The sequence below is a fragment of the Streptomyces sp. CMB-StM0423 genome (genome assembly GCF_002847285.1).
Taxonomy (GTDB): Bacteria; Actinomycetota; Actinomycetes; order Streptomycetales; family Streptomycetaceae; genus Streptomyces.
The window spans coordinates 1974203-2000973 of sequence record NZ_CP025407.1 but is presented as its reverse complement, the minus strand read 5'-3'; the positions used below and the strand labels follow the sequence as shown (position 1 = coordinate 2000973).

Below are 26771 nucleotides of genomic sequence, written 5' to 3'. Positions count from 1 at the left end.
GCGCGCGCGGGAAGTTCATCGCCCCGTAACACCTCCGTGGCCTTCGTCACGCTCCCGAAACACCGGGGGGCGGTGGCGGAAACCCCGCTGCGCCAGCCTCGTGCGCATTCCGGCCCGACCACTTCTGCCCGCCCGGGCCGCACGAGGAGGAGACGCGACGTTGAATGGCGCCGATACCGCATTCGTACTGATCAGCGCGGCGCTGGTCATGTTGATGACGCCCGGTCTTGCCTTCTTCTACGGGGGCATGGTGCGGGTCAAAAGCACCTTGAACATGCTGATGATGAGCTTCATCTCGCTCGGCATCGTCAGCATTCTGTGGGTGCTCTACGGCTACAGCCTCACCTTCGGCGACGACATCGGCGGCGGCGTCCTCGGCGACCTCGACCACGTCGGCATGGCGGGGATCACCCCCGAGACGCTGACGGGAGGCGACGAGGGCATCCCGGTGCTGGCGTTCGCCGCCTTCCAACTGATGTTCGCCATCATCACCCCGGCGCTCATCAGCGGCGCCCTCGCGGACCGGGTGAAGTTCACCGCCTGGGCGCTGTTCATCGCCCTGTGGGTCACGGTCGTCTACTTCCCCGTCGCGCACTGGGTCTGGGGCCCGGACGGCTTCATCGGCCTGAACGGCGACATCAAGGCCATCGACTTCGCGGGCGGCACGGCCGTGCACATCAACGCCGGCATCGCGGCGCTGGCCGCCGTGCTCGTCGTAGGGAAGCGCATCGGCTTCAAGAAGGACCCGATGCGGCCGCACAACCTCCCCTTCGTGCTGCTGGGCGCCGCGCTGCTGTGGTTCGGCTGGTTCGGCTTCAACGCCGGCTCGGAGCTGGCCGCCGACGGCGTCGCCGCGACGATGCTCCTCAACACCCAGGTCGCCACCGGCGCCGCCGTCGTCGGCTGGCTGATCTACGAGAAGTGGCGGCACGGCTCGGTCACGATGCTCGGCGCCGCGTCCGGCGCCATCGCGGGACTGGTGGCGATCACCCCGTCCGGCGCGTCGGTGAACGCGATGGGCGCGCTGGCGGTGGGGATCATCGCCGGGCCCGTCTGCGCCTGGGCCGTGGGTCTGAAGTACAAGCTGGGCTACGACGACTCGCTCGACGTCGTCGGCGTCCACCTGGTCGGCGGGATCGTCGGCACGCTGGCGATCGGCTTCTTCGCCATCGACGACATCGGCCTGTTCTACGGCGGCGGTCTTGAGCAGCTCGGCCGGCAGGCGGCGGGCGCGGGCGTGGTGCTCGTGTACACGTTCGTCGTCACCTGGCTGCTTGCCAAGGGCATCGACCGGCTGGTGGGCTTCCGGGTCGGCGAGGACGAGGAACTCGCGGGCGTGGACCGGTCGCAGCACGCGGAGAGCGCGTACGACTTCAGCGGCGTGGGCTCGGCGGCGGTGGCCGCGGCGCCGACGGCGGCGTCCGTGGGCGGTCAGGCGCCGGGCACGGACAGGGCGACGGCGGCCGCGGCCGCGGACAAGAAGGTGGACGCGTGAAGCTCATCACGGCAGTGATCAAGCCGCACCGGCTGGACGAGGTGAAGGAGGCGCTGCAGGCGTTCGGCGTGCAGGGCCTGACGGTCACGGAGGCCAGCGGCTACGGCAGGCAGCGCGGCCACACCGAGGTGTACCGGGGCGCGGAGTACACGGTGGACCTCGTGCCGAAGGTGCGCATCGAGGTGCTGGTGGAGGACGACGACGCCGAGCAGTTGGTGGAGGTCGTGGTGAAGGCGGCACGGACGGGCAAGATCGGCGACGGCAAGGTGTGGAGCGTGCCGGTGGACACGGCGGTACGGGTCCGCACCGGCGAGCGCGGCCCCGACGCGCTCTGACCTGGCGGTCGGCGACCCCCGCCCACGGCCGGGCCCGCAACGGTGCGGGCCGGCCGTGGGCGGACCAACTGGCGGGAGTACGTGGGTGACGGAGACCGGACGGCAGCAGTCGGGGGGATACACGGGCGGGGAGTCAGGAGAGGCCGGGGCCCCGGGTGCCGGGGGACCCCCGCGGGGGACGGCACCGGGGGGCGGCGGCCTTTTGGCCTCCGCAGCCGGGGCCGCCACCGGGGCGCCGGGGGAGCGGGCGTACGCCGACGGCGCACCCGCACCCGCACCCGCGTCCGCGGCGGTGGCCGGCCCGCCGGCCGGGGAGAAGGACCCGCCACCGGCGCGGGGCGCCGCTGACTTCGTACCGGCAACCGGTGGCCCCGACGCCCCGCTGGCCGAGGAGGCGTACGCCGCGGCCCGCGTGCGGCTGCTCGACGCCGAGGGCGGCGCGCCGCGGCGGGCCGCGCTGGCGCGGGCCACGGACCGCTGGCTCGCGGGCCTGCTCCACGGGGCGACCGGCGGCGCCGTACCCGGATCCGGCGGCCGCGGAGGCGACCGCGGGGCGCAGCGGGTACACGAGGGGCAGCGCGGCGACGTCCGCGGCACCCCCGGCGACCGCTCGCCCCGCGGGCTCCGCGGTGTCTCCCTCGTCGCCGTCGGGGGCTACGGGCGCGGGGAGTTGTCACCCCGCAGCGATCTCGATCTGCTCCTCCTCCACGACGGCTCCCTGCGGCCCGCCGGACTCGCAGCCCTCGCCGACCGGCTCTGGTACCCCGTCTGGGACATGGGCCTGGCCCTCGACCACTCCGTACGCACCCCCGCCGAAGCGCTCAAGACCGCCGCCGACGACCTCAAGGTCACCCTCGGCCTGCTCGACGCCCGCCACGTCGCCGGCGACGCCGCGCTCACCTCCGCGCTGCGCACCGCCGTCTTCGCCGACTGGCGCAACCGCGCCGCCCGCCGCCTCCCCGAACTGCGCGAGCTGGGCCGGGAGCGGGCCGAGCGCCACGGGGAGCTGCAGTTCCTGCTGGAGCCCGACCTCAAAGAGGCCCGGGGCGGCCTCCGCGACGCCACCGCCATGCGTGCCGTTGCCGCCTCCTGGCTCGCCGACGCCCCCCGCGAAGGACTCGACCGGGCCCGCGCGCGCCTCCTCGACACCCGCGACGCGCTGCACCTGACCACAGGACGCGCCACCGACCGACTCGCGCTCCAGGAGCAGGACCAGGTCGCGGCGGCCCTCGGCCTGCTCGACGCCGACACCCTGCTGCGCGAGGTCTACGAGGCCGCCCGCACCCTCGCGTACGCCACCGACGTCACCTGGCGCGAGGTCGACCGCGTCCTGCGCGCCCGCGGCGGCCGGCGCGGCGCCGCCCGGCTGCGGAACCTCATCGGCTCCGGCCAGCGCGGCTCCGCCGAGCGCACCCCCCTCGCCGACGGCGTCGTCGAGCAGGACGGCGAGGTCGTCCTCGCCCGTACCGCCCGCCCCGTCCGCGACCCCGTGCTGCCGCTGCGCGCCGCTGCCGCCGCCGCGCAGGCGGGGCTGCCGCTGTCGCTGCACGCCGTACGGCTGCTGGCCGCGCAGGCGCCGCCGTTGCCCGTGCCGTGGCCGGACGAGGCGCGCGAGCAACTGGTGACGCTGCTCGGCGCCGGCGAGGCCACGGTGCAGGTGTGGGAGAGCCTGGAGGCGGAGGGGTTCCTCACCCGGCTGCTGCCCGACTGGGAGCGGGTACGCTGCCGCCCCCAGCGCAACGCCGTGCACCGCTGGACCGTCGACCGCCACCTCGTGGAGACCGCGGTACGGGCCGCGGCGCTCACCCGCCGCGTCGGCCGTCCCGACCTGCTGCTGGTCGCCGCGCTGCTGCACGACATCGGCAAGGGCTGGCCCGACGGCCCGGGCGGGCACAGCGCCACCGGCGAGACCATCGCCCGCGACATGGCCCGGCGCATCGGCTTCCCGCCCGCCGACGTCGCCGTCGTGGCCGCGCTCGTACGCCACCATCTGCTGCTCGTCGAGACTGCCACCCGGCGCGACCTGGACGATCCCGCGACCGTACGCCTCGTGGCCGACGCGGTCGGCACGCGCGGCACGCTGGAGCTGCTGCACGCGCTCACCGAGGCGGACGCGCTGGCCACCGGGCCCGCGGCGTGGAGCGCCTGGCGCGCCTCGCTCGTCGCCGACCTGGCGGGGCGGGTCGGCGCCGCGCTGGCCGGCGAGCCCGCCGGGGCGGCGGCGGAGCGGGCCGAGCGGGCGCCGGGGGCGGCCGAGGAGCGGCTCGCGGTGGAGGCGTGGCGTACCCGCGCACCGGCGCTGATGCTGCGCGCCAGGACCGAGGAGCCGCCGCCCGCGGAAGCGGAGCTGGAAGGCGCGGCCGGTACGGAGCGGGGCGGCGCCCTGCCGCTGGGCGTGGAGCTGCTGGTGGCCCTGCCCGACCGCCCCGACGCCCTGGCCGCGCTCGCGGGCGTACTGGCGCTGCACCGGCTGACCGTACGCACCGCGGAGCTGCGCCCCCTGCGGCTGCCCCCGGGCGTGGCCGGCGACCTCGGGCCCGCCCCGGAACTGGAAAGGCCCCGGCCCCCCGCCGCAACCGCGTCGGCACCCGCAGACACCCCCGACGACCCCGACGACCCGCACGTCCTCCTCCTCAACTGGCGCGTCGCCGCCGAGTTCGGCTCCCTCCCCGCCGCCGACCGCCTCCGCGCCGACCTCCTGCGCGTCCTCGACGGCACCCTCGACGTGCCCGCCCGTCTCACCGAGCGGGAGAAGGCGTACCGCCCCCGCCGCCGCGGCACCCCCGGCCCGCCGCCCCGCGTGACCGTCGCCCCCGGCAGCTCCCAGCACGCGACGGTCATCGAGGTCCGCGCCCAGGACGCCCCCGGCCTGCTGCACCGCATCGGCCGGGCGCTGGAGGCGGCCGGGGTGCGGGTGCGCGGCGCGTACGTCAGCACCCTCGGCGCCAACGCCGTCGACGCCTTCTACGTCACCGACCCCGCCGGCCGCCCCCTCGCAGACCGCGAAGCCGACGAGCTGGCCGGGAGGCTCCAGGCGGCGCTCGTCTGATCCGGTCCGCCGCGCACCGCCGGTCCGCGCGCGCCGCCGGGCGGATACCCTGGAGAGCCGACACCCGCCTGACCACCCGAGCCAAGGAATCGCGAACGCCGTGTTCGATACGCTCTCCGACCGCCTAGCAGCGACCTTCAAGACCCTCCGGGGGAAAGGCCGGCTGTCCGAGGCGGACATCGACGCCACCGCGCGGGAGATCCGCGTCGCCCTCCTGGAGGCGGATGTCGCGCTGCCCGTCGTACGGGCCTTCATCAAGCAGGTCAAGGAGCGCGCGCTCGGCGCGGAGGTCTCCCAGGCGCTCAACCCCGCCCAGCAGGTCATCAAGATCGTCAACGAGGAGCTCGTCGGCATCCTCGGCGGCGAGACCCGCAGGCTGCGGTTCGCCAAGACCCCGCCGACCGTGATCATGCTCGCGGGCCTTCAGGGCGCGGGCAAGACGACCCTCGCGGGCAAGCTCGGCAAGTGGCTGGCGGGCCAGGGGCACACGCCCATGCTCGTCGCCGCCGACCTCCAGCGCCCCAACGCCGTCAACCAGTTGCAGGTCGTCGGCGAGCGTGCGTCGGTCGCCGTCTTCGCCCCCGAGCCGGGCAACGGCGTCGGCGACCCGGTGCGGGTCGCCAAGGACTCGATCACCCACGCCCGCGACAAGCAGTACGACGTGGTGATCGTCGACACCGCCGGCCGCCTCGGCGTCGACGCCGAGATGATGCAGCAGGCCGCCGACATCCGGGACGCGGTCGGCCCCGACGAGATCCTCTTCGTCGTCGACGCGATGATCGGCCAGGACGCCGTCGTCACGGCCGAGTCGTTCCGCGACGGCGTGGGCTTCGACGGCGTGGTGCTCTCCAAGCTCGACGGCGACGCCCGCGGCGGCGCCGCGCTGTCGATCGCGCAGGTCACCGGCAAGCAGATCATGTTCGCCTCCAACGGCGAGAAGCTGGACGACTTCGACGCGTTCCACCCGGACCGCATGGCGTCCCGCATCCTCGGCATGGGCGACATGCTGTCGCTGATCGAGAAGGCGGAGCAGACCTTCAGCCAGCAAGAGGCCGAGCAGATGGCGGCCAAGCTGGCGAAGGGGCCGAAGGAGTTCACGCTCGACGACTTCCTGGCGCAGATGGAGCAGGTCCGCAAGATGGGCTCCATCTCCAAGCTGCTCGGCATGATGCCGGGCATGGGCCAGATGAAGGAGCAGATCAACAACCTCGACGAGCGGGACGTGGACCGTACCGCGGCGATCATCAAGTCGATGACGCCGGGGGAGCGGCACGACCCGTTGATCATCAACGGCTCCCGCCGGGCCCGGATCGCGCGCGGCTCCGGCGTCGAGGTCAGCGCCGTGAAGAACCTGGTGGAGCGGTTCTTCGAGGCTCGCAAGATGATGTCGAAGATGGCCCAGGGCGGCGGCATGCCGGGGATGCCGGGCATGCCCGGGATGCCCGGCGCGGGCGGCGGCAAGCGCAAGGGCAGGCAGCAGAAGAAGGCCAAGGGGCGCCAGCGCAGCGGCAATCCGATGAAGCGCAAGGCAGACGAGCAGGCCGCGGCCGAGCGCCGGGCCGCCGCGGGCAGTCCGTTCGGCGGCGGCGCGGAGCAGCCGCCGCAGGACTTCGAGCTGCCGGAGGAGTTCAAGAAGCTGCTGTGACGGCGGCGGCCGGCGGGCCGGCGGCGTCCTCGTAAACGAGTATCCGCGGCCGGCGGCCGGCCCCTACGATCTCCGCCATGGCAAAGGCACCCGTGCTCACACCCCAGGCGGACGACTTCCCGCGCTGGTACCAGGACGTCATCACCAAGGCCGAGCTGGCCGACAACGGCCCGGTGCGCGGCACGATGGTCATCCGACCGTACGGGTACGGGCTGTGGGAGCGTACGCAGCGGGAGATGGACGACCGGATCAAGGCCGCGGGCGCGCAGAACGCGTACTTCCCGCTCTTCATCCCGGAGTCCTACCTGGCCAGGGAGGCCGACCACGTCGAGGGCTTCGCGCCCGAACTGGCCGTCGTCACCCACGGCGGCGGCAAGGAACTGGAGGAGCCGGTTGTCGTCCGGCCCACCTCGGAGACGATCGTCAACGACTACTTCGCCAAGTGGGTGCAGAGCTACCGCGACCTGCCGCTGCTGATCAACCAGTGGGCCAACGTGGTGCGCTGGGAGCTGCGGCCGCGGATGTTCCTGCGGACGACGGAGTTCCTGTGGCAGGAGGGGCACACCGCGCACGCCACGTACGAGGAGGCGCGGGAGTACGCGGCCCGCATCCAGCGCGACGTGTACGCCGACTTCATGGTGAACGTGCTCGCGATCGACGTGCTCGCGGGCCGCAAGACCGCCGCCGAGCGGTTCGCCGGCGCCCTCAACACCCTGACGCTCGAAGCGATGATGCGCGATGGCAAAGCGCTGCAGATGGGCACCAGTCACGAACTGGGCCAGAACTTCGCGAAGGCGTTCGGCACCCGGTACCTGGCCGCGGACGGCACCCGCGAGCACGTGTGGCAGACCTCCTGGGGCTCCACGACCCGCATGGTCGGCGGCATGATCATGGTGCACGGCGACGACGACGGGCTGCGCGTCCCGCCGCGGCTGGCGTCCGTACAGGCCGTGGTGCTGGCCGTGAAGGGCGACGAGGCGGTGCTCGCCAAGGTGCGCGAGGCCGGCGACCGGCTGGCCGCCACCGGGGTACGGGTCCGGGTAGACGACCGCGTCGACGTCCCCTTCGGGCGGCGGGCCGTGGACTGGGAGCTGAAGGGGGTGCCCGTACGGGTCGAGATCGGCCCGCGCGACCTGGCCGCCGGCACGGCGACGCTCGTCCGGCGCGTACCCGGTACCAAGGAGCCGGTGGCCCTCGACGCGCTGCTGGACGACCGGGCCGGGATGCTGCCGAAGATTCTCGAAGACGATCAGGAACGGTTGCTGGCCGAGTCACGTCGAATGCGTGAGGAGCGGACGGCGGACGTACGGACGGTCGCGGAGGCGGCCGAGGCGGCGGCGGCCGGCGGCTGGGCCCGTATCCCGTGGGCGGACCTCGGCCCCGCGGGCGAGGCCGGGCTGGCGGAGCAGGCCGTGTCGGTGCGCTGCCTGATCGCGGCGGACGGGTCGGTGCCGGGAGCGGACGACGAGCCCGGTACGCTCGCCGTCGTCGCCCGGGCGTACTGATCGTCCGGAGCGGCGGCCTCCGGCGGGACGCGGCGGGGACGCACGGTGCGAAGGGCGCATGACGGTGCACAAGCGGTCACGTACGGCTTTGTTGTGACCCGATCATTTAAGCGGCAGACCTCCACAGATCAGCACAGGCGCCCCGTCCCAACCGCATCATCGCGAACTGACGGGTAGATGCAAATTATTTGGGATGCCGGGAATCGGAACACCGAAGGCACCCCGCTCGTTAGTCCCGACGTGAGCACGACACCACTTGTACTTGCCGCGGAGCTGGCAGCCGCGTGGGCCGAGATTCAGCGGCACCACCCGGAGTTGCCGGACCTCGCCGCGCCGGAATCACTGATCGGGGAGTCCTCGTCCGCCTGCGGGGCGGAGCTTTCCTTCGAGCGACTCCTGCACGAAGCCGTTCACGGCATTGCCGCGGCCCGCGGGGTGCGGGACACCTCCCGGGCCGGCCGCTACCACAACAGACGTTTCCTCGCGATCGCCGAGGAGCTGGGCCTCGACCACCCCGACGAGCCGCACCCCAGCAGCGGGTTCTCCCTGGTCACCCTCACCCCGGCGGCCAAGAAGCGCTATCGCGGGGCCGGCGAGCGCCTGCGCAAGGCGCTGCGGGCTCATGACGCGGCCACCGCCGCCGACAGCCCGCGCAGCTTCCGCGGTCCCGCGGCCCGGCACGGGTCTTCGGGCGGCGGTGTGCGGGTGAAGGCCGTGTGCGACTGCGGGCGGAACGTCCGCGTCGTGCCCTCGGTCCTGGCCCAGGCCCCGATCGTCTGCGGCGGCTGCGGCAAGCCGTTCCGCATCCCGGAGCCCGCCGCAGCGGCCTGACCCCCGCCGCCGGACTCCCGACCCCCCGATCCCGCCCGAGCCCCGGCCGACCGCCGGACCGCCGGCCCGATCGCGGAGGCGGCCGCCTGACGCGGCGTGAGCCGCCCCATACGGGTACGTCGCCCAGCCGCCCGACCGGCACGCCCTCGCGGGCACCGGCGGGCGGTATCAGGCGTGCGACCGCGCCGGCGGGGGCGGGCAGGGGCTGGCAGGGGCGTCGGGACCGTGTGGCACAATGGTGAGCTGAACTCGACAGCCGCACAGGAACCCTCTCTCCTCCGGCTGACGCGTCCATCGGGCGCCAGGGCACTGCAACCCCACGCAGCACCACGGCCGGCCCAATCACGTCAACTCCAGGAGACACCACTCCCGTGGCAGTCAAGATCAAGCTGAAGCGCCTGGGCAAGATCCGGTCGCCGCACTACCGCATCGTCGTCGCCGACTCGCGTACCCGCCGTGACGGCCGGGCCATCGAGGAGATCGGGCTGTACCACCCGGTCCAGAACCCCTCGCGCATCGAGGTCGACTCCGAGCGGGCGCAGTACTGGCTGGGTGTCGGCGCGCAGCCGACCGAGCCCGTCCTCGCCATCCTCAAGGTCACCGGCGACTGGCAGAAGTTCAAGGGCCTGCCGGCGCCCGAGCCGATGAAGGTCCCCGAGCCGAAGGCCGACAAGCGCGCCCTCTTCGAGGCCGCCGCCAAGGACGCCGCCGACGAGCCCAAGGGCGACGCGGTGACCCCCAAGGCGAAGAAGGCTGAGAAGGCCGACAAGGGCGAGAAGTCCGACAAGGCCGAGAAGGCTGAGAAGAAGGCCGACGCCGAGGCCGGCGAGGCCCCGGCCGAGGCCGCCGGGGCCTGACGATGCTCGAAGAAGCCCTTGAGCACCTGGTGAAGGGCATCGTCGACAACCCCGACGAGGTCGAGGTCAGTTCGCGCAACATGCGCCGCGGGCGGGTGCTGGAGGTCCGGGTGCACCCCGAGGACCTCGGCAAGGTCATCGGCCGCAACGGCCGTACGGCCCGCTCGCTGCGCACCGTCGTCGGCGCGCTCGGCGGCCGCGGCATCCGCGTCGACCTCGTCGACGTGGACCAGGTCCGCTGACCGACCGCCGCGCGGACGGACGGAGCAGTCGTCACCGGCACGGGCCGGGGAGGCCGGCAGGCGCCCCGGCCCGTCGCCGTACGCGGGCGGCGGTCCGTCCCGTACGCCCTCAAGGGCCCGGCGCGCACCGGGTGACGGCCGACGACGTACGAAGAGGAAGGCACCCGTGCAACTCGTAGTCGCGCGGATCGGCCGCGCCCACGGGATCAAGGGCGAGGTCACCGTCGAGGTACGCACCGACGAGCCCGAGCGGCGGCTCGCCCCCGGCGCCGTCCTCACCACCGACCCGGCCGCCGCAGGACCGCTGACCATCGCCACCGGGCGGGTGCACAGCGGCCGGCTGCTGCTGCGCTTCGAGGGCGTCGCCGACCGCACCGCCGCCGAGGCGCTGCGCAACACCCTCCTCGTCGCCGACGTCGACCCCGAGGCGACGCCGGAGGACCCCGAGGAGTACTACGACCACCAGCTCGCCGACCTCGACGTCGTCCTGCGCGACGGCACCCCCGTGGGGCGCGTCGCGGAGGTCGCGCACCTGCCGTACCAGGACCTGCTGGTCGTCGCCCGCCCGGACGGCGGCGAGGCGCTGATCCCCTTCGTCAGCGAGATCGTGCCCGAGATCGACCTCGACGCCCAGCGCGTCGTCGTGGAGCCGCCGCCGGGGCTGCTGGACGTGGCCGTCAGCGGCGACCGGGACGGCGACCGGGACGGCAGGCGCGGGGGAGAGGACCCGGCGTGAGGATCGACGTCGTCTCGATCTTCCCCGCCTACCTGGAGCCGCTGCGGCTCTCGCTCCTCGGCAAGGCCATCGAGCGCGGCGTGCTCGACGTCCGCGTCCACGACCTGCGGGAGTGGGCGTCCGACCGGCACAACACCGTCGACGACACCCCCTACGGCGGCGGCCCCGGCATGGTCATGAAGCCCGAGCCGTGGGGCGCGGCCCTCGACGCCGTCGCCGGCTCCGGATCCGGCGACCCCGTGCTCGTCGTCCCCACCCCCAGCGGCCGGCCCTTCACCCAGGAACTGGCCGTGGAACTGGCCGCCGAGCCCTGGCTGGTCTTCGCCCCCGCCCGCTACGAGGGCATCGACCGCCGCCTGATCGAGGAGTACGCCGGCCGCTACCGGCTGCACGAGGTGTCCATCGGCGACTACGTCCTCGCCGGCGGCGAGGCCCCCGTCCTCGTCATCGCCGAAGCCGTCGTACGCCTCCTGCCCGGCGTCCTCGGCAACGCCGCCTCCCACCAGGACGACTCCTTCGCCCCCGGCGCCATGGCCGACCTCCTCGAAGGCCCCGCCTACACCAAGCCCCCCGACTGGCGCGGCAGGACCGTACCCGGCATCCTGCTCAGCGGTGACCACGGCCGCATCGCCCGCTGGCGCCGTGACCAGGCGCTGCGCCGCACCGCAGAGGTCCGCCCCGACCTGATCGCGCGGGCCGCGCCCGGCGCGTACGACAAGCACGACAGGGCGCTGCTCACCGAACTCGGCTGGGCCGAGGGGCCCGACGGACGATTTTGGCGTACGGGCGCCGACGTGGAAGAATAGGCCGCTGCTGCCTGCCGTCCGACGCGGCGCCCCTGCCACAGGGGGACACGACGCCCGTACGACGCTGCAGCATCCCTCGTCCCACTTCGGACTCTTGTCGATGACCTGTGGCATCGGCGAAGAAAGCAGACGGTCATGAACCTTCTCGAAAGCGTCGACGCAGCCTCCCTGCGGGACGACATCCCGCCCTTCCGGCCCGGTGACACGGTCAACGTGCACGTGCGCGTCATCGAGGGCAACCGCTCCCGTGTCCAGCAGTTCAAGGGTGTCGTCATCCGCCGGCAGGGCGCCGGGGTCCGCGAGTCCTTCACGGTCCGCAAGGTCAGCTTCGGCGTCGGCGTCGAGCGCACCTTCCCCGTGCACACCCCGGTCGTCGAGAAGATCGAGCTGGTGACCCGCGGCCAGGTCCGCCGCGCCAAGCTGTACTACCTGCGCGACCTCCGCGGCAAGGCCGCGAAGATCAAGGAGAAGCGCGAGAGCTGACGCGGCCGGTCCACGCGGGCGAACGGCCATATTAGGCTTCGCTGCGATGGACACTGAGCTGCGGCCCGAGGAGCGCGACGACTCCTCCTCCCCGGAGTCCGGGCGGGAGGCGTCCTCGCGCTCCTCTTTTGTCCGTCTGCTGCGCTGGGCCGTCGCGCTCGCGGCCACCTTCACCGTCCTCGGGCTGCTCGTCAGCGCCTTCGTCGTGCAGCCGTTCCTGGTGCCGAGCAGTTCCATGGAGCCGGTTCTCCAGCCCGGCGACCGGGTATTGGTCAACAAGCTCGCTTACGCGTTCGGGGACGAACCGAAGCGCGGGGACGTTGTCGTCTTCGACGGCTCCGGGACCTTCGCCGCCGCCGGTGACGGCGGGGGTGCGGTGCCGGGCCTGCTGCGCAAGGCCGGCGCGGCCACCGGGCTTGCGGAGCCCGAAGGCACCGACTACGTCAAGCGCGTCATCGGTGTCGGCGGGGACCGGGTGATCTGCTGCGACGCACGGGGGAGGGTGAAGGTGAACGGAAAGCCGCTCGACGAGCGGGAGTACCTGTATCCGGGCGACGCCCCGTCGCTGGTCGAGTTCGACGTCATCGTGCCGCCCGGCCGGCTGTGGGTCATGGGCGACCACCGCAGCGACTCCCGCGACTCCCGCGACCACCTCGGGTCGCCGGGGGGCGGCACCATCTCGGTGGACAAGGTGATCGGCAGGGCGGACTGGCGGGGGTGGCCGCCGGACCGGGCCGGCTCGCTGGGGCGGCCGGGATATGGGGGGTAGCCACGCGCGTCACGCGGGCGGCGGCGGCCAGGAGGACCGGCGCGGTGCGCGGGGCGGCGGTGGCGGGTACGGGGGCGGGGATCCGTACGGGCGCGGGGGCGGCGGGGATCCGTACGGCCCGAGTGGCGGGCACGGCGACGGCCCGTACGGCGCGGGCGGCGGGCACCGCGAGGACCCGTACGGACAGGACGGCGGGCAGAGTGACGGCCCGTACGGCTCGGGCGGCGACGATCCGTACGAGCCGGAGAGCGGCGCGCGCAGGCGCGGCGGCGAGACGGGGCCGCGCCTCGGCGGGCGCGCCGAGCGCCGCAAGGCGGCCCAGCGGGCGCGGCGGCGCAGGACCCGCTCGCGGATAAAGGAGATCCCGCTCATCATCGGCGCGGCCATGCTCATCGCGCTGGGCGTCAAGACCTTCCTGCTGCAGGCGTTCGTCATCCCCTCCGGATCCATGGAGCAGACGATCCGGATCGGCGACCGGGTCGTCGTGGACAAGCTCACGCCCTGGTTCGGCGCGAAGCCGGAGCGCGGCGACATCGTCGTCTTCAAGGACCCCGGCGGCTGGCTCAGCAACCGGGAGGAGGACCGGCTCGACGACCCGGTGGGCGTCGCGCAGGTCAAGGACGTGCTGACGTTCATCGGGCTGCTGCCCTCGGAGCACGAGCAGGATCTGATCAAGCGGGTCGTGGCGGTCGGCGGCGACCGGGTGGTCTGCTGCGACGACGGCGGGCGGGTCACGGTCAACGGCACCGCGCTGGTGGAGTCGTACCTGCACCCCGGGGACAAGCCGTCGCAGCGGACCTTCGACGTCACCGTGCCGGACGGCCGGATCTTCGTCATGGGCGACCACCGCTCCAACTCCGCCGACTCGCGCTACCACCTGGACGGTCCGTACCAGGGGACGATCTCGGAAGAGGACGTCGTCGGCAGGGCCATGGCCATCGCCTGGCCGCTCGGCCACTGGGACAAATTCGACTCACCGGACACCTATGCCTCGGTTCCGGAGTCGGACGCGCGGGCGAATAGGGTGTCCTCGAAAGAAGTGGGCCGAATGGAGCCCCTCCCGACTCCTGCGGAACTCTCGCTCGTTATGGGAGTGGTGGGCCTGCACCTGACCAGGGGCAGGCAGCGGCAAGGTGAGGAGTGGATGTGGGGGACGTGGCAGTCAGCGCCCGGTCCGGTCACGAGGGTCCGGAAGACCGGCCCGGTCAGGGCCGCGCGCAGCAGCCGGCTGCCGGCCCTCCTGGCGGCCCTCCGGAGCAGGCGGCCGACGGCCCGGCGGACACCTACCGGGACCGCGCCCCCCGACCCTCACTCGCCAAGGACGGTGTCCCGCAGGACGCCGGGCCCGACGCTCCCGGCGGCCCTGCGGCGACGGAAGCGGGAGCGATGAGCGACGGCGGGGACGGCAGTGGCGGCAGCAGCAGCGGGGGGGACGACGCAGACGGCGGCCGCGCGCCCGACGCGGGCGGGAAGAAGCAGCGTTCCTTCTGGAAGGAACTGCCGATCCTCATCCTCGTCGCGCTGGTGCTCGCGCTGATCATCAAGACCTTCCTGGTCCAGGCGTTCTCCATCCCCTCCAACTCCATGCAGAACACGCTGCAGGTCGGCGACCGCGTGCTGGTGGACAAGCTCACGCCGTGGTTCGGCGCCGAGCCGGAGCGCGGCGAGGTCGTCGTCTTCAACGACCCGGGCGGCTGGCTGAACGAGGCGCCGTCGTCGGACTCCGGGCCGGTGCTCGAAGGCATCCAGAAGGGGCTGAGCTTCATCGGCCTCATGCCCTCCGCGGAGGAGCAGGACCTCATCAAGCGCGTCATCGCGGTCGGCGGAGACACCGTGGAGTGCAAGGGCGTCGGCCCGGTGAAGGTCAACGGCAAGGCGCTGGACGAGACTTCGTACATCTTCCCCGGCGACACCCCCTGCGAGGACAACGACTTCGGGCCGTTGAAGGTGCCGGAGGGCAAGCTGTGGGTGATGGGCGACCACCGGCAGGACTCGCTGGACTCCCGTTACCACGAGAAGTCCCCTGACAAGGGCTTCGTCGACGAGGACCTGGTCGTCGGGCGGGCCATCGCGCGGGCCTGGCCGATCGACCGCTGGGGCACGCTGCCGGTGCCCGGAACCTTCGACCAGCCGGGGCTGAACGCCGCCGCGGGCGCCGCGCCGGCGGCGCTGGGGCTGGTGGGGGCGGTGCCGCTGGTGCTGTGGCGGCGGTGCCGGCTGATCCGCAAGGCGGACCTGAGCGACTGAGGCGGGACTGGGCCGGGTCCTGGCTTGGCTGCTTGGCCAGGGTGCGCGGGGGCACGGGGCCGTCCGGGTGACGTGATCGCCGGGGCGGCGGTGGCTTCGTAGCGTACGCGACCAGCCTGACCTGCGGTTTTACGGGCCCGGGCCGATGCCGTGGCGGGACCGGGCGTCGCTGATCACGGTGGTTCACCGAGCGGGCTGACTGCCTGCCGGACCTCTGGGTAGTGTGCGGCCATGAGCAGCAGCGGAGCCGGTCGCAGGGGAAACATGCTGTCGGGCCTGGCCGTGGCGGTCGGGTGCGTGCTGTTCCTCGGCGGCTTCGCCTGGAGCGCCGCGGTGTACGTGCCGTACACCGTGCCGACGTCCTCCATGGCGCCCGCCGTCGCCTCCGGCGACCGGGTGCTGGCCGAGCGGATCTCGGGCGACGAGGTGCGCCGTGGTGACGTCGTGGTCTTCGAGGACGCGGCGTGGGGCGACCTGCCGATGGTCAAGCGGGTCGTCGCGGTCGGCGGGGACACGGTCCGCTGCTGTGACGCGCAGGGGCGGCTGACGATCGGCGACGTGCCGGTCGCGGAGCCGTACGTCACGGAGAGTGAGCGGGCGGCTCAGGAGAGCTTCCCCGCGACCACCGTGCCGGAGGGAATGATCTTCCTGCTCGGCGACCACCGCGGCGACTCCGTCGACTCCCGCAGCCATCTGGCCGAATCGGGCGGCGGAGCCATACCCCGCGACGCCGTCAGGAGCCGGGTCGACGCGACGGCGTGGCCGCTGGGCAGCGCGGGCATGCTGGAGCGCCCGGACGGCTTCGCCGCGCTGCCCGGCGGGATCTCCGAGCCCGGGCCGCTGCGGCCGCTGCTGCTGGCGGTCGTCGCCGGGGCGGCGCTGATCATGGGCGGGGCCGTCTACGGGCCGGTTTCCGGCTATGCCCGGGCCCGTCGCGCCCGGGCGACGCACAATGGGGTCACGCACAGGCGGAAGGGGAACGTGCCATGAGCGCCGAGGACCTCGAGAAGTACGAGACCGAGATGGAGCTGAAGCTCTACCGGGAGTACCGCGACGTCGTCGGTCTGTTCAAATACGTGATCGAGACCGAGCGGCGTTTCTACCTCACCAACGACTACGAGATGCAGGTCCACTCGGTCCAGGGTGAGGTGTTCTTCGAGGTGTCCATGGCGGACGCCTGGGTCTGGGACATGTACCGGCCGGCCCGCTTCGTCAAGCAGGTGCGGGTGCTCACGTTCAAGGATGTGAACATCGAGGAGCTGAGCAAGTCCGACCTGGAGATGCCCTCCGACGACCTCGGCTGAGTTCCCCTCCTCCGTCACCCTCATGGGTGAGGGAGTTGTCCACAACCCGTCGGTTATCCACCAAGATCAACAACTTTTCCCGCGGCACGACACAGTCGGACGCGGGAGGTGGTGCCCGATGCCGAAGCAGCGGCAGGCGCTCGGACAGTACGGGGAACGGATCGCGGAGCGGCAGCTCGTCCAGGCGGGAATGACCGTCCTGGCGCGGAACTGGAGATGCAGCGACGGCGAGATCGACATCGTCGCGCTCGACGGCGAGGCGCTCGTCGTCTGCGAGGTCAAGACCAGACGGGAAGGCGGCTGGGAGCATCCGATGGCCGGCGTCCCGCCGGCCAAGGCGGACCGGCTGCGGCGGCTCGCCGAAGCCTGGGCCCTGCGGCACGGCGGCGCCCCGCCGGGCGGCATGCGGATCGACGTCGTCGGCGTGGTGCTGCCGGACCGCGGCGCCCCCGTCGTCGAGCACGTACGGGGGGCCGCCTGATGGCCTTCGCCCGTACGTGCTCGGTCGCCCTCGTCGGAGTCGAAGGCGTCGTCGTCGAGATCCAGGCCGACCTGGAGCCCGGCGTCGCCACGTTCACGCTGGTCGGGCTGCCCGACAAGAGCCTCACGGAAAGCCGCGACCGGGTGCGCGCCGCCGTCGTCAACTCCGGCGTCGACTGGCCGCAGAAGAAGCTCACCGTCGGCCTCAGCCCCGCCGCGGTACCCAAATCCGGCAGCGGATTCGACCTCGGCATCGCCTGCGCCACCCTCGGCGCCGCCGGGCGTATCGCGCCCGACGCCCTCACCGGGCTCGTCATGGTCGGCGAGCTGAGCCTCGACGGCCGCGTCCGGCCCGTCCCCGGCGTGCTGCCCGCCGTGCTCGCCGCCGCGGAGGCCGGCTGCCGCCAGGTCGTCGTCCCCGAAGCCGCCGCGGGCGAGGCCACCCTCGTCCCCGACGTCTCCGTCCTCGGCGTGCGCAGCCTGCGCCAGCTCATCGCCATCCTCAACGACGAACCGCCCCCCGACGAACCCGCCGACCCCGACAGCGCCCCCGCCGTACCGTCCGCCCGCCTCGCCGTGCCCGGAGCCGGCTGGTGCACCCCGGCGGCCCTCGGCCCCGGCGCGTACCGCCCCGACCTCGCCGACGTCGCAGGGCAGCACCGGGCCCGCTTCGCCCTCGAAGTCGCCGCCGCGGGCGGCCACCACCTGTACCTGAAAGGCCCCCCGGGAGCGGGCAAGACGATGCTCGCCGAGCGGCTGCCCGGGCTGCTGCCGCCCCTGACCGAGACCGAAGCGCTCGAAGTGACCGCCATCCAGTCGGTGGCCGGCACCCTGCCCGCGGGCCAGCCGCTCGTCGGCGAAGCCCCCTACGCCGCCCCGCACCACTCCGCGACCCTGCCCGCCCTCATCGGCGGCGGCAACGCGCTGCCCAAGCCGGGAGCAGTCTCCCTCGCGCACCGAGGAGTGCTCTTCCTGGATGAAGCGCCCGAATTCAGCGGCCGGATCCTCGACGCCCTCAGACAGCCACTGGAGTCCGGGCACGTCGTCGTGGCCCGGTCCGCGGGTGTCGTCCAGTTCCCCGCCCGCTTCCTCATGGTCCTCGCCGCCAACCCCTGCCCCTGCGGTCGCTTCGCCCGCCAGGAGGGCGGCTGCGAATGCCCGCCCACGGCCGTCCGGCGCTACCAGGGCCGGCTCACCGGCCCGCTCCTCGACCGCGTCGACCTCCGGGTCGCCGTCGACGCCGTCAGCCGCGCCGAGCTGTCGGCCGCCGGCGAACGCGCCGAGCCCACCGCCGACGCCGCCGCCCGGGTCCTGGCCGCCCGCGACCGCGCCGCCGCGCGCTACGCCGGCACCGCCTGGCGCACCAACGGCGAAGTCCCCGGCCACGAGCTGCGCCGCCGGTGGCACCCTGCCCCCGGCGTCCTCGCCCCGGCGGAACGCGACCTCGAACGCGGCCTGCTCACCGCCCGTGGCCTCGACCGCGTCCTCCGCGTCGCCTGGACCATCGCCGACCTCGCGGACCACGACCGCCCGGGGCCCGAGGACGTCGCGGCGGCCCTGGAACTCCGCACGGGGGTGCCCCGGGGCGCCCGTACCCAGGCAACGACGGAGCCCGTCGAATGAACACGACCGAGAAGCCCGCCTGGAAGCCGCGCAGCGGGCTGCCTGGCGGCCTGTCCGGCGGGCGGCAGAGCGGGGCGCGGAGCGGGGCGGCGAGCGCGCCGCAGACGGGCCCGTGGGCCGGGACGCCGGCCGGGCCATGGGCGGGGCCGGTGACCCATCCGGCGCCGGGCGGGGGATACCCGCCGCCTGCTGTGCCGGTGCCCCCGGCAGAGGGGCAGAGCCCGCCGGACAGGCCGTCCGGCCCGGTCGCGGGTCCTGCACTGGGCGCCATGCGCACCCCGGCCGCATGGCCCCGGCGCGGCAGCGACTCCGGCGCCCGGCCGGCGGCCCGCAGCCGCCAGGGGAGGTGGCCCGCGCCGGAGGCGGCTCGCGCCGAGCCCGCGGACCGTGACGCGGAGCGGTTGGCGCGGGTGGCGCTGACGCGGCTCGTCGAACCCGGAGACGAGGTCGCCGGAAGGTGGCTGCGTACGCACGGGGCCGTGGCGCTCATGCGCTGGGTCACCGGCGACGCCCCGCCGCCCTCACCGGAGGCCGAAACCCGGCTGGTCCGCTACCGGCGGCGGCTCGGCGGACCCGACGCCCGGCGGGACCTCGCCGCCGCCGAAGCCGTCGGGGCGCGGTTCGTCTGCCCCGGCGACCCCGAATGGCCCCGGCAGCTCGACGACCTCGCCGCCGCCCGGCCCGTCGGCCTCTGGGTCCGAGGCCGCGCCGACCTGCGGCTGTGGGCGCTCAAGTCCGTCGCCGTCGTCGGCGCCCGCGCCTGCACCGAGTACGGCGCCCACGTCGCCGCGACCCTCGCCGCCGGCCTCGCCCACGCCGGATGGACCGTCGTCTCCGGCTCCGCCTACGGCATCGACGCCGCCGCCCACCGCGGCGCGCTCGCCGCCACCGGAGCCACCGTCGGCGTACTGGCCTGCGGCGTCGACCGGGTCTACCCGCCCGGCCACAGCGAGCTCCTCGGCCGCGTCGCCGAGCAGGGTCTCATCGTCGCCGAACTCGCCCCCGGCGACCATCCCACCCGGTCGCGATTCCTCCTGCGCAACCGCGTCATGGCGGCCCTCACCCGCGGCACCGTCGTCGTCGAAGCCGAGCGCCGCAGCGGCTCCCTCGTCACCGCCCGCTGGGCCCAGCGCCTCGGCCGCCCGACGATGGGCGTACCCGGCCCGGTGACCTCCGGGCTCTCCTCAGGCGTGCACGAGCTGCTGCGCGGCGAGGCAGAACTCGTCACCGAGGCCGCCGAAGTCGTCGAGCTGGTCGGCTGCATCGGCGCCGACCTCGCCCCGGTCCGCCGCGGCCCCGTCGTACCACGCGATCTGCTCCCGCCCGCCACCGCACGAGTGCTCGAAGCCCTCCCCGGTCGGGGTACGGCACGGCTGGAACAGATCGCACAAGAGGCAGGCACAGAGCGCGACGAAGCCTTGGGCAGGCTTCATGAGCTGCAGTCACTCGGATTCGTCCGCCGCGACGGCACCGGCTGGCGGCTTGCCCCGCCCTCCAGTGAGCACCCCAAAAGGTGACGAGCCGTTCCTTGACCTGGGACGTTCGGGTGAAAGGGTGGGGGAGATGCAAACCGACCCCCACCCGGTGCCGCAGCGGCCGTCCCCCCGCTGTGACCTCCTGATAACCCGCAGGTGCGGTGCGCGGAACGAATCTGCGTACTCATGAAGAGCCGTCTGTCGCAGAATGCGACCGTACGGTCACGCTACGCTCGCGGAACGTTCCCGCGTTCCCCACCGCTTCACCCCCCCCCGCTCCGCACCCTCCCCACACCCGCTCGCTCCCCCCGCAGCCCCCACCGAACCCAGTCCCCCACCAGAACGGTTCAAGGCGACGACGCATGCCCCAGCACATCTCCGGGTCCGACCGTGCCGCATCACGCACAGCACCCTCGTCGGTCGACGAGCTGTGGCGGTCGTACAAGGAGACGCGCGACGGCCGGCTGCGCGAGCAGCTCATCCTGCACTACTCGCCCCTCGTGAAGTACGTCGCGGGACGCGTCAGCGTCGGCCTGCCGTCCAACGTGGAACAGGCCGACTTCGTCTCCTCCGGAGTCTTCGGGCTCATCGACGCCATCGAGAAGTTCGACCCCGAGCGCGCCATCAAGTTCGAGACGTACGCCATCACCCGCATCCGCGGCGCGATGATCGACGAACTCCGGGCGCTGGACTGGATCCCCCGCTCCGTACGGCAGAAGGCCCGCGCCGTCGAACGCGCCTACGCCACCCTCGAAGCCGCCCTCCGCCGCACCCCCTCGGAAGCCGAGGTCGCCGCCGAGATGGGCATCCAGCTCGAAGAACTGCACGGGGTTTTCAGCCAGCTTTCCCTCGCCAACGTCGTCGCCCTCGAAGAACTGCTGCACGTCAGCTCCGACAACGGCGACCGGCTCAGCCTCATGGACACCCTTGAGGACACCGCCGCCGACAACCCCGTCGAGGTCGCCGAGGACCGCGAGCTGCGCCGGCTGCTCGCCCGCGCCGTGAACACCCTGCCCGACCGGGAGAAGACCGTCGTCACCCTCTACTACTACGAGGGCCTCACGCTCGCCGAGATCGGCCAGGTGCTCGGCGTCACCGAGAGCAGAGTCAGCCAGATCCACACCAAGTCCGTCCTGCAGTTGCGCGCGAAGCTGGCCGACTCAAGCGGCTGAACGGCCTCCGCGGTCTAAAGTTGGACCGTGCCGAAGATTCGAGCGGCCTCCGTGGCCGAGCACCGGACCATGCAGCACGACGCGCTGCTCGACGCCGCGCGGGAACTCCTCGGCGAAGGCGGCACCGAAGCGCTGAACTTCGCCGCGCTCGCCGAGCGCACCGGCCTCGCCCGCTCGTCGGTGTACGAGTACTTCCGCAGCCGGGCCGCCGTGGTCGAGGAACTGTGCGCCGTCGACTTCCCGCGCTGGGCAGCCGAGGTGGAGGCGGCCATGGAGCACGCCGACACCCCGGAGGCGAAGGTCGAGGCGTACGTACGCACTCAGCTCGCGCTGGTCGGCGACCGCCGCCACCGGGCCGTCGTCGCCATCTCCGCAGGTGAACTCGACGCCGGGGCACGGGAGAAGATCCGCGCCGCGCACGGCGGGCTCGTCACCATGGTCGTCGCGGCCCTGGCGGACCTCGGCCACGACGAACCCCGCCTCGCCGCCACCCTGCTCCAGGGGGTCGTCGACGCGGCCGTCCGCCGCACCGAACTCGGCACCGACGCACCGGAGACCGTCGCCGACACGGCCGTCGCCGTAGCCCTGCACGGCGCCGCACGCTGACGTCGCCGCCACCGGCCCGGCGTCAGTCACCGCCGGACGGCGGCGGGATGCCGAACACCGGCAGCAGCCGGGCATGGCCCGCGGTGAGCAGGCGGGGCGGCAGCAGCGACAGCGGATCGAGATAGACCGGGCCGCGGCGCAGCCCCCAGTGCAGACAGGCCGTCGCGCAGTGGTAGCCGCCGCCCTGCAGGTGCCCGATGACCTGCCCTTTTCCGACCCGTTCGCCCTTGCGTACGGCGGCGACCACCGGCTCGTACGTCGTGCGCAGCGGCGGGCGGCCCATGCCCGGATGGTCGACGGTCACCACCCCGCGCCCCGCCACCCGCCCCGCGAACGACACCCTCCCCGCCGCCGCGGCCCGCACCGGCTGCCCCGCCGCGGCCCGCAGATCGACACCGCGATGGCCCGGGCCGTACGGCGAACGCGGCGCCTCGAACGCCCGCTCCACCACCGGCCGCCCCCGCGGCCCCGCGTCAACCGGCCACACCGCGTCCACCCCGGGGGGTGTCGACGGATTCGGCGCCGCCGACGGCACCGCCGGCCCCGGACCGGGGGACCGCCCGCCGGGCGCAGTCGCATCCCGTATCCCCCGTTCCCCCCGCCCCGCCCCCTCCCCACCCGCCTCCTCCACCGTGTTGGTCGCCGTGAACGGGGGCGCGGGCCAGGCGCCCGCCGTCAGGGCCACGGCGAGCCCGACGGCGAGCGGCCACCGCGGCACGCGCCCCCGCCGGCGCTGGGGGGCGCCGGCGGGCCGCCCCGAGGCGCACGTCGCCGCGGGTGCCGGCCGCCACGCCGCGGGCGCCTGCTGCCCCGCCGCGCAGGTCGGCCACCCCGCCGCGGGTGCCGGCCGTCCCTCCCCGCCCCTCGGGCGCCCCGTTGCGGGCGTCGGCCTCGCCGCCTTGCGCGCCCGCGCCCCCGTCACCGTCCGCACGCCCGGCCGCGCCGTACCGGCCGCGTCTCCCGTCGCGCCTCCTCTCGCGTCCGCCCTCCGGCGCGTGACGGCAGCCGCCCCGTTCCGTTCGCAGGCCGCGCGGCGTTCGCGTCGTCCGTTCATGGGGGGAGTCTGGCCGAGGGCCGGGGCGCTCGGGGATCATGGACGGATTCTGTGGATAACCGGCCGGTTGTGGACAACCCGGGGCCGGGGACGGCCCGGAGACCCGCCCGGGGGACCGGGCTCCGTGGCGCAGGCGGGTGATGCCGTCCCGTACACTTCTGGTGGCGACCCGGCTATCCGGGTCGACTTCGCACGCCCCGCCACCTGCCTGAAGGTGGCCGCGTCACTCGGTCTTCCGGCTCCCGCCGGAGGCGCGACGCGCAGGGGCGTCAGGAGCGGCGGCCGGCCGGCTGCCGCGCACAACCGAGACACACGAGGAGTACGGCTATGGCCGTCGTCACGATGCGGGAGCTGCTGGAAAGCGGCGTCCACTTCGGGCACCAGACCCGCCGTTGGAACCCGAAGATGAAGCGCTTCATCTTCACCGAGCGCAACGGCATCTACATCATCGACCTCCTGCAGTCGCTGTCGTACATCGACCGCGCCTACGAGTTCGTGAAGGAGACCGTCGCGCACGGCGGCACCATCATGTTCGTGGGCACGAAGAAGCAGGCCCAGGAAGCCATCGCCGAGCAGGCCACCCGGGTCGGCATGCCGTACGTGAACCAGCGCTGGCTGGGCGGCATGCTCACCAACTTCTCCACCGTCCACAAGCGGCTGCAGCGCCTCAAGGAGCTTGAGGCCATCGACTTCGAGGACGTGGCCGCCTCCGGCCTCACCAAGAAGGAACTGCTCGTCCTCTCCCGCGAGAAGGCCAAGCTGGAGAAGACCCTCGGCGGCATCCGCGACATGCAGAAGGTGCCGAGCGCCGTCTGGATCGTGGACACGAAGAAGGAGCACATCGCCGTCGGCGAGGCGCGCAAGCTGCGCATCCCGGTCGTCGCGATCCTCGACACCAACTGCGACCCCGACGAGGTCGACTACAAGATCCCGGGCAACGACGACGCGATCCGCTCCGTCACGCTGCTGACCCGCGTCATCGCCGACGCCGTCGCCGAGGGTCTGATCGCCCGCTCCGGTGCCGCCACCGGTGACGAGAAGGCCGTCAAGGCCGTCGCCGAGCCGCTCGCCGAGTGGGAGCGCGACCTGCTCGCCGGCGAGAAGGACGGCAAGACCGCGCCGGCCACCCCGGCCGAGAAGACGGACGAGGTGGCCGCCGAGGCCGAGGTGCAGACCTCCGCCGAGACCGCCAAGGTCGCCGACGCCGAGCAGGCCGACGAGACCCCTGCCCCGGCCGCCGAGCAGGCCGTCGAGACCCCTGCCCCGGCCGCCGAGCAGGCCGTCGAGACCCCCGTCCCGGCGGCCGAGCAGGCCGTTGAGGCTGCAGAGTCCACCGAGGCCGCCGAGGGCGCGCAGCCCGCCGGTGACGCCCCGCAGGTCTGATCCGCCGATCCCAGTCACCCGTCGAGAAGAGAAAACCACCGAATCATGGCGAACTTCACCGCCGCCGACGTCAAGAAGCTCCGGGAGCTCACCGGCGCCGGCATGATGGACTGCAAGAAGGCGCTGGAAGAGGCCGAGGGCGACGTCGACAAGGCCGTGGAGCTGCTCCGCGTCAAGGGCCAGAAGGGCGTCGCCAAGCGTGAGGGCCGCTCCGCCGAGAACGGCGCAGTCGTCTCCCTGATCGCCGACGACAACTCCTCCGGCGTCCTGCTGGAGCTGAAGTGCGAGACCGACTTCGTCGCCAAGGGCGACAAGTTCATCGCCGTCGCCAACGCCCTCGCCGAGCACGTCGCGGCCAGCAAGCCGGCCGACCTGGAGGCGCTGCTCGCCTCCGAGATCGACGGCAAGACCGTCCAGACGTACGTGGACGAGGCCAACGCCACCCTCGGCGAGAAGATCGTCCTCGACCGCTTCGCGCGCTTCGAGGGCGCCTACGTGGGCACGTACATGCACCGCACCATGCCGGACCTGCCCCCGCAGGTCGGCGTGCTCGTCGAGCTGGACAAGGCCGACCCGCAGACGGCCAAGGAGGTGGCGCAGCACATCGCCGCCTTCAGCCCGCGCTGGCTGACCCGCGACGAGGTCCCGGCCGACACGGTGGAGAACGAGCGCCGCGTCGCCGAGGCCACCTCCCGCGAGGAGGGCAAGCCGGAGGCCGCCCTGCCGAAGATCGTCGAGGGTCGTGTGAACGGCTTCTTCAAGGAGAACGTGCTGCTGGACCAGCCGTTCGCCAAGGACCCGAAGAAGTCGGTGCAGAAGGTGCTCGGCGAGGCGGGCGCGCAGGTGATCCGCTTCGCACGCATTCGCGTCGGCGCCTGAGCGCCGGCGCGACCGGAGTGCACCGTGCCGCCCGGCGCGCGCAAGCGCGACCGGACGGCGCGCGCCGCGATCCGACGCGCCTCTGGGCGGGTCGCCGCGGCGTAAGGCGCGCACGGTGTACGGCGAACGGCCACCGGCCCCGCTAGGGTCGGGTTGAGTTGTTGCGGGCCGGTGCGGGAGACCGCCGCCGGGCCGCGGAAGTGACGAGGAGGCCATTGCCGGGAATGGGTGGATGAGAACCCCACGGCGATGGCCTCCTTCGCATGCGCACGAGGAGACTTCATGAACGAGGACGCCGACGCGGACCACGGCCACCACGAAAAGGCGGACCACGGGCACCATACGAAGAGGGACAGCTCGCGCTTCCTGCTGAAGCTGTCCGGCGAGGCGTTCTCCGGCGGCGGGGACCTCGGCGTCGACCCGGACGTCGTACACGCCATCGCCCGCGAGGTCGCGGCCGTCGTCCGCGACGGGTACGAGATCGCGGTGGTGATCGGCGGCGGCAACTTCTTCCGCGGCGCCGAACTGCAGCAGCGCGGCATGGACCGGGCCCGCTCCGACTACATGGGCATGCTCGGCACGGTCATGAACTGCCTTGCCCTGCAAGACTTCCTGGAGAAGGAAGGCATCGACTCCCGGGTGCAGACGGCGATCACGATGGGCCAGGTCGCCGAGCCGTACATCCCGCTGCGCGCCATCCGGCACATGCAGAAGGGCCGCGTCGTCATCTTCGGCGCCGGGATGGGCATGCCGTACTTCTCCACGGACACCACCGCCGCGCAGCGCGCGCTGGAGATCCACGCCGAGGCCCTGCTCATGGGCAAGAACGGCGTCGACGGGGTTTACGACGCCGACCCCAAGAAGAACCCCGACGCGGTGAAGTTCGACGCGCTCGGATACGGCGAGGTCATCACCCGTGATCTCAAGGTCGCCGACGCCACGGCCGTCACCCTGTGCCGTGACAACGAACTGCCCATCCTCGTCTTCGAGCTGCTGAAGGAGGGCAACATCGCCCGGGCGGTGCGGGGTGAGAAGATCGGTACGCTCGTGAGCGCGCACGGCAGCCGGGTCTGAGGGATGGACAACGGCCTGCCGGTCGGACACCGTGCAGGCATGGTACGGGCGGACGGGGGCACTCCCGTTCCGCTCACGGATGAGACCAGGAGCCAGTGGTGATCGAAGAGACCCTCCTCGAAGCCGAGGAGAAGATGGAGAAGGCCGTCGTGGTCGCCAAGGAGGACCTCGCCGCGATCCGCACCGGGCGGGCGCATCCGGCGATGTTCAACAAGATCACGGCGGATTACTACGGGGCCCAGACCCCCATCAACCAACTGGCGTCGTTCTCGGTGCCGGAGCCGCGGATGGCGGTGGTGACCCCGTTCGACAAGAGCGCCCTGCGCAACATCGAGCAGGCGATCCGCGACTCCGACCTCGGCGTTAACCCCTCCAACGACGGCAACATCATCCGGGTGGTCTTCCCGCAGCTCACCGAGGAGCGCCGCAAGGAGTTCATCAAGGTCGCCAGGGCCAAGGGCGAGGACGCGCGGATCGCCATCCGCTCCGTACGCCGCAAGGCCAAGGAGACCATCGACAAGGCCGTCAAGGACGGCGAGATCGGTGAGGACGAGGGCCGCCGCGGCGAGAAGGAGCTCGACGACACCACCCACAAGTACGTGGCCCAGGTCGACGAGCTGCTCAAGCACAAGGAAGCAGAGCTGCTCGAGGTCTGATGAACGACTCCTCCAGGGGGGCCCCGGCGGGTCCCGTGTACGGCGGGGGTGAAAGGGCGCAGACT

Annotated in this window: 25 protein-coding genes and 1 pseudogene; 25 read left to right on the top strand and 1 reads right to left on the bottom strand. The window is 73.2% G+C overall.

From position 1 onward, the window contains the following. The first annotated feature begins 160 nt into the window (after positions 1 to 160). The 21 genes and pseudogenes from CXR04_RS08335 (at position 161) to CXR04_RS08235 (ending at position 21660) form a co-directional block, all read left to right on the top strand. The gene (locus CXR04_RS08335) at positions 161 to 1495 is read left to right on the top strand and encodes an ammonium transporter (RefSeq protein WP_101421224.1); all 1335 of its coding nucleotides are present in this window, start codon (positions 161 to 163) and stop codon (positions 1493 to 1495) included. Continuing rightward, positions 1492 to 1830, top strand: coding sequence for a P-II family nitrogen regulator (locus CXR04_RS08330; RefSeq protein ID WP_027771544.1), 339 nt, complete (start codon positions 1492 to 1494; stop codon positions 1828 to 1830). The genes CXR04_RS08335 and CXR04_RS08330 overlap by 4 nt, the downstream gene beginning before the upstream one ends. Positions 1831 to 2212: 382 nt before the next feature. Continuing rightward, positions 2213 to 4879 (top strand): [protein-PII] uridylyltransferase, encoded by a 2667-nt coding sequence (locus tag CXR04_RS08325; protein ID WP_101426259.1) that lies wholly within the window; start codon positions 2213 to 2215, stop codon positions 4877 to 4879. 100 nt (positions 4880 to 4979) lie between these two features. Beyond that, on the top strand, positions 4980 to 6524 hold the full coding sequence (gene ffh, locus CXR04_RS08320) for a signal recognition particle protein (protein WP_101421223.1): 1545 nt from the start codon (positions 4980 to 4982) through the stop codon (positions 6522 to 6524). A gap of 77 nt (positions 6525 to 6601) precedes the next feature. After that, positions 6602 to 8029 carry a proline--tRNA ligase gene (gene proS, locus CXR04_RS08315; RefSeq protein ID WP_101421222.1) on the top strand — a complete coding sequence of 476 codons (1428 nt, stop codon included), beginning with the start codon at positions 6602 to 6604 and terminating at the stop codon, positions 8027 to 8029. Positions 8030 to 8269: 240 nt separating this feature from the next. Next, positions 8270 to 8860 (top strand): hypothetical protein, encoded by a 591-nt coding sequence (locus tag CXR04_RS08310; protein ID WP_101421221.1) that lies wholly within the window; start codon positions 8270 to 8272, stop codon positions 8858 to 8860. Between the two features lie 371 nt (positions 8861 to 9231). Further along, positions 9232 to 9717, top strand: coding sequence for a 30S ribosomal protein S16 (rpsP, locus tag CXR04_RS08305; protein ID WP_101421220.1), 486 nt, complete (start codon positions 9232 to 9234; stop codon positions 9715 to 9717). Between the two features lie 2 nt (positions 9718 to 9719). Beyond that, positions 9720 to 9959, top strand: coding sequence for an RNA-binding protein (locus CXR04_RS08300; protein WP_101421219.1), 240 nt, complete (start codon positions 9720 to 9722; stop codon positions 9957 to 9959). A gap of 166 nt (positions 9960 to 10125) precedes the next feature. Then, positions 10126 to 10695, top strand: a complete 570-nt coding sequence (gene rimM, locus CXR04_RS08295) for a ribosome maturation factor RimM (RefSeq protein ID WP_101421218.1) — start codon at positions 10126 to 10128, stop codon at positions 10693 to 10695. Then, on the top strand, positions 10692 to 11501 hold the full coding sequence (trmD, locus tag CXR04_RS08290) for a tRNA (guanosine(37)-N1)-methyltransferase TrmD (RefSeq protein ID WP_101421217.1): 810 nt from the start codon (positions 10692 to 10694) through the stop codon (positions 11499 to 11501). Before rimM ends, trmD begins: the two co-directional genes overlap by 4 nt. A 135-nt stretch (positions 11502 to 11636) precedes the next feature. Continuing rightward, a complete protein-coding gene (gene rplS, locus CXR04_RS08285) occupies positions 11637 to 11984 on the top strand; it encodes a 50S ribosomal protein L19 (RefSeq protein ID WP_047018333.1) in 348 nt (115 codons plus the stop codon). Positions 11985 to 12030: 46 nt separating this feature from the next. Further along, positions 12031 to 12753 (top strand): signal peptidase I, encoded by a 723-nt coding sequence (gene lepB / locus CXR04_RS08280; RefSeq protein WP_101421216.1) that lies wholly within the window; start codon positions 12031 to 12033, stop codon positions 12751 to 12753. A gap of 247 nt (positions 12754 to 13000) precedes the next feature. After that, positions 13001 to 13973: pseudogene (gene lepB / locus CXR04_RS35680) on the top strand (signal peptidase I); the annotation flags it as partial. Next, the gene (gene lepB, locus CXR04_RS35675; RefSeq protein WP_442802364.1) at positions 13900 to 15000 is read left to right on the top strand and encodes a signal peptidase I; all 1101 of its coding nucleotides are present in this window, start codon (positions 13900 to 13902) and stop codon (positions 14998 to 15000) included. The pseudogene lepB (CXR04_RS35680) and the gene lepB (CXR04_RS35675), both read left to right, overlap by 74 nt. A gap of 264 nt (positions 15001 to 15264) precedes the next feature. Then, a complete protein-coding gene (gene lepB / locus CXR04_RS08265; RefSeq protein WP_101421214.1) occupies positions 15265 to 15990 on the top strand; it encodes a signal peptidase I in 726 nt (241 codons plus the stop codon). Next, positions 15987 to 16304, top strand: a complete 318-nt coding sequence (locus CXR04_RS08260; protein ID WP_101421213.1) for a DUF2469 domain-containing protein — start codon at positions 15987 to 15989, stop codon at positions 16302 to 16304. Before lepB (CXR04_RS08265) ends, CXR04_RS08260 begins: the two co-directional genes overlap by 4 nt. Positions 16305 to 16422: 118 nt before the next feature. After that, on the top strand, positions 16423 to 16785 hold the full coding sequence (locus CXR04_RS08255) for a YraN family protein (RefSeq protein WP_101421212.1): 363 nt from the start codon (positions 16423 to 16425) through the stop codon (positions 16783 to 16785). Continuing rightward, positions 16785 to 18407: a YifB family Mg chelatase-like AAA ATPase gene (locus CXR04_RS08250; protein WP_101421211.1), complete on the top strand. Its 1623-nt coding sequence runs from the start codon at positions 16785 to 16787 to the stop codon at positions 18405 to 18407. The genes CXR04_RS08255 and CXR04_RS08250 overlap by 1 nt, the downstream gene beginning before the upstream one ends. Positions 18408 to 18676: 269 nt before the next feature. Next, complete coding sequence (gene dprA, locus CXR04_RS08245; RefSeq protein ID WP_234380115.1) at positions 18677 to 19924, top strand: DNA-processing protein DprA; 1248 nt, start codon at positions 18677 to 18679, stop codon at positions 19922 to 19924. A 320-nt stretch (positions 19925 to 20244) separates the two neighbouring features. Then, positions 20245 to 21054, top strand: coding sequence for an RNA polymerase sigma factor WhiG (whiG, locus tag CXR04_RS08240; protein WP_101421209.1), 810 nt, complete (start codon positions 20245 to 20247; stop codon positions 21052 to 21054). A 51-nt stretch (positions 21055 to 21105) separates the two neighbouring features. Beyond that, on the top strand, positions 21106 to 21660 hold the full coding sequence (locus CXR04_RS08235) for a TetR/AcrR family transcriptional regulator (RefSeq protein ID WP_101421208.1): 555 nt from the start codon (positions 21106 to 21108) through the stop codon (positions 21658 to 21660). Positions 21661 to 21682: 22 nt separating this feature from the next. Here CXR04_RS08235 and CXR04_RS08230 read toward each other — a convergent pair whose 3' ends face one another. Next, positions 21683 to 22147, bottom strand: a complete 465-nt coding sequence (locus tag CXR04_RS08230; protein WP_442802363.1) for a murein hydrolase activator EnvC family protein — start codon at positions 22145 to 22147, stop codon at positions 21683 to 21685. Positions 22148 to 23041: 894 nt separating this feature from the next. Between CXR04_RS08230 and rpsB the strand changes: the two genes are divergently transcribed. The 4 genes from rpsB to frr all read left to right on the top strand — a co-directional run bounded on the left by rpsB (position 23042) and on the right by frr (position 26706). Further along, a complete protein-coding gene (gene rpsB, locus CXR04_RS08225) occupies positions 23042 to 24097 on the top strand; it encodes a 30S ribosomal protein S2 (RefSeq protein ID WP_101421206.1) in 1056 nt (351 codons plus the stop codon). 45 nt (positions 24098 to 24142) lie between these two features. After that, the gene (tsf, locus tag CXR04_RS08220) at positions 24143 to 24976 is read left to right on the top strand and encodes a translation elongation factor Ts (RefSeq protein ID WP_101421205.1); all 834 of its coding nucleotides are present in this window, start codon (positions 24143 to 24145) and stop codon (positions 24974 to 24976) included. Between the two features lie 282 nt (positions 24977 to 25258). After that, positions 25259 to 26050 carry a UMP kinase gene (gene pyrH, locus CXR04_RS08215; protein ID WP_101421204.1) on the top strand — a complete coding sequence of 264 codons (792 nt, stop codon included), beginning with the start codon at positions 25259 to 25261 and terminating at the stop codon, positions 26048 to 26050. A gap of 98 nt (positions 26051 to 26148) precedes the next feature. Then, complete coding sequence (gene frr, locus CXR04_RS08210) at positions 26149 to 26706, top strand: ribosome recycling factor (RefSeq protein ID WP_047018345.1); 558 nt, start codon at positions 26149 to 26151, stop codon at positions 26704 to 26706. Positions 26707 to 26771 lie beyond the last annotated feature (65 nt).

Excerpts from the sequence above, each read along its gene's own strand:
- CXR04_RS08260 (WP_101421213.1), top strand. The coding sequence starts at position 15,987 with ATGAGCGCCGAGGACCTCGAGAAGTACGAGACCGAGATGGAGCTGAAG.
- CXR04_RS08300 (WP_101421219.1), top strand. The coding sequence starts at position 9,720 with ATGCTCGAAGAAGCCCTTGAGCACCTGGTGAAGGGCATCGTCGACAAC.
- dprA (WP_234380115.1), top strand. The coding sequence starts at position 18,677 with ATGCGCACCCCGGCCGCATGGCCCCGGCGCGGCAGCGACTCCGGCGCC.
- CXR04_RS08250 (WP_101421211.1), top strand. The coding sequence starts at position 16,785 with ATGGCCTTCGCCCGTACGTGCTCGGTCGCCCTCGTCGGAGTCGAAGGC.
- proS (WP_101421222.1), top strand. The coding sequence starts at position 6,602 with ATGGCAAAGGCACCCGTGCTCACACCCCAGGCGGACGACTTCCCGCGC.
- rpsB (WP_101421206.1), top strand. The coding sequence starts at position 23,042 with ATGGCCGTCGTCACGATGCGGGAGCTGCTGGAAAGCGGCGTCCACTTC.
- lepB (WP_101421214.1), top strand. The coding sequence starts at position 15,265 with ATGCTGTCGGGCCTGGCCGTGGCGGTCGGGTGCGTGCTGTTCCTCGGC.
- CXR04_RS08255 (WP_101421212.1), top strand. The coding sequence starts at position 16,423 with ATGCCGAAGCAGCGGCAGGCGCTCGGACAGTACGGGGAACGGATCGCG.
- tsf (WP_101421205.1), top strand. The coding sequence starts at position 24,143 with ATGGCGAACTTCACCGCCGCCGACGTCAAGAAGCTCCGGGAGCTCACC.
- rplS (WP_047018333.1), top strand. The coding sequence starts at position 11,637 with ATGAACCTTCTCGAAAGCGTCGACGCAGCCTCCCTGCGGGACGACATC.
- pyrH (WP_101421204.1), top strand. The coding sequence starts at position 25,259 with ATGAACGAGGACGCCGACGCGGACCACGGCCACCACGAAAAGGCGGAC.
- lepB (WP_101421216.1), top strand. The coding sequence starts at position 12,031 with ATGGACACTGAGCTGCGGCCCGAGGAGCGCGACGACTCCTCCTCCCCG.
- whiG (WP_101421209.1), top strand. The coding sequence starts at position 20,245 with ATGCCCCAGCACATCTCCGGGTCCGACCGTGCCGCATCACGCACAGCA.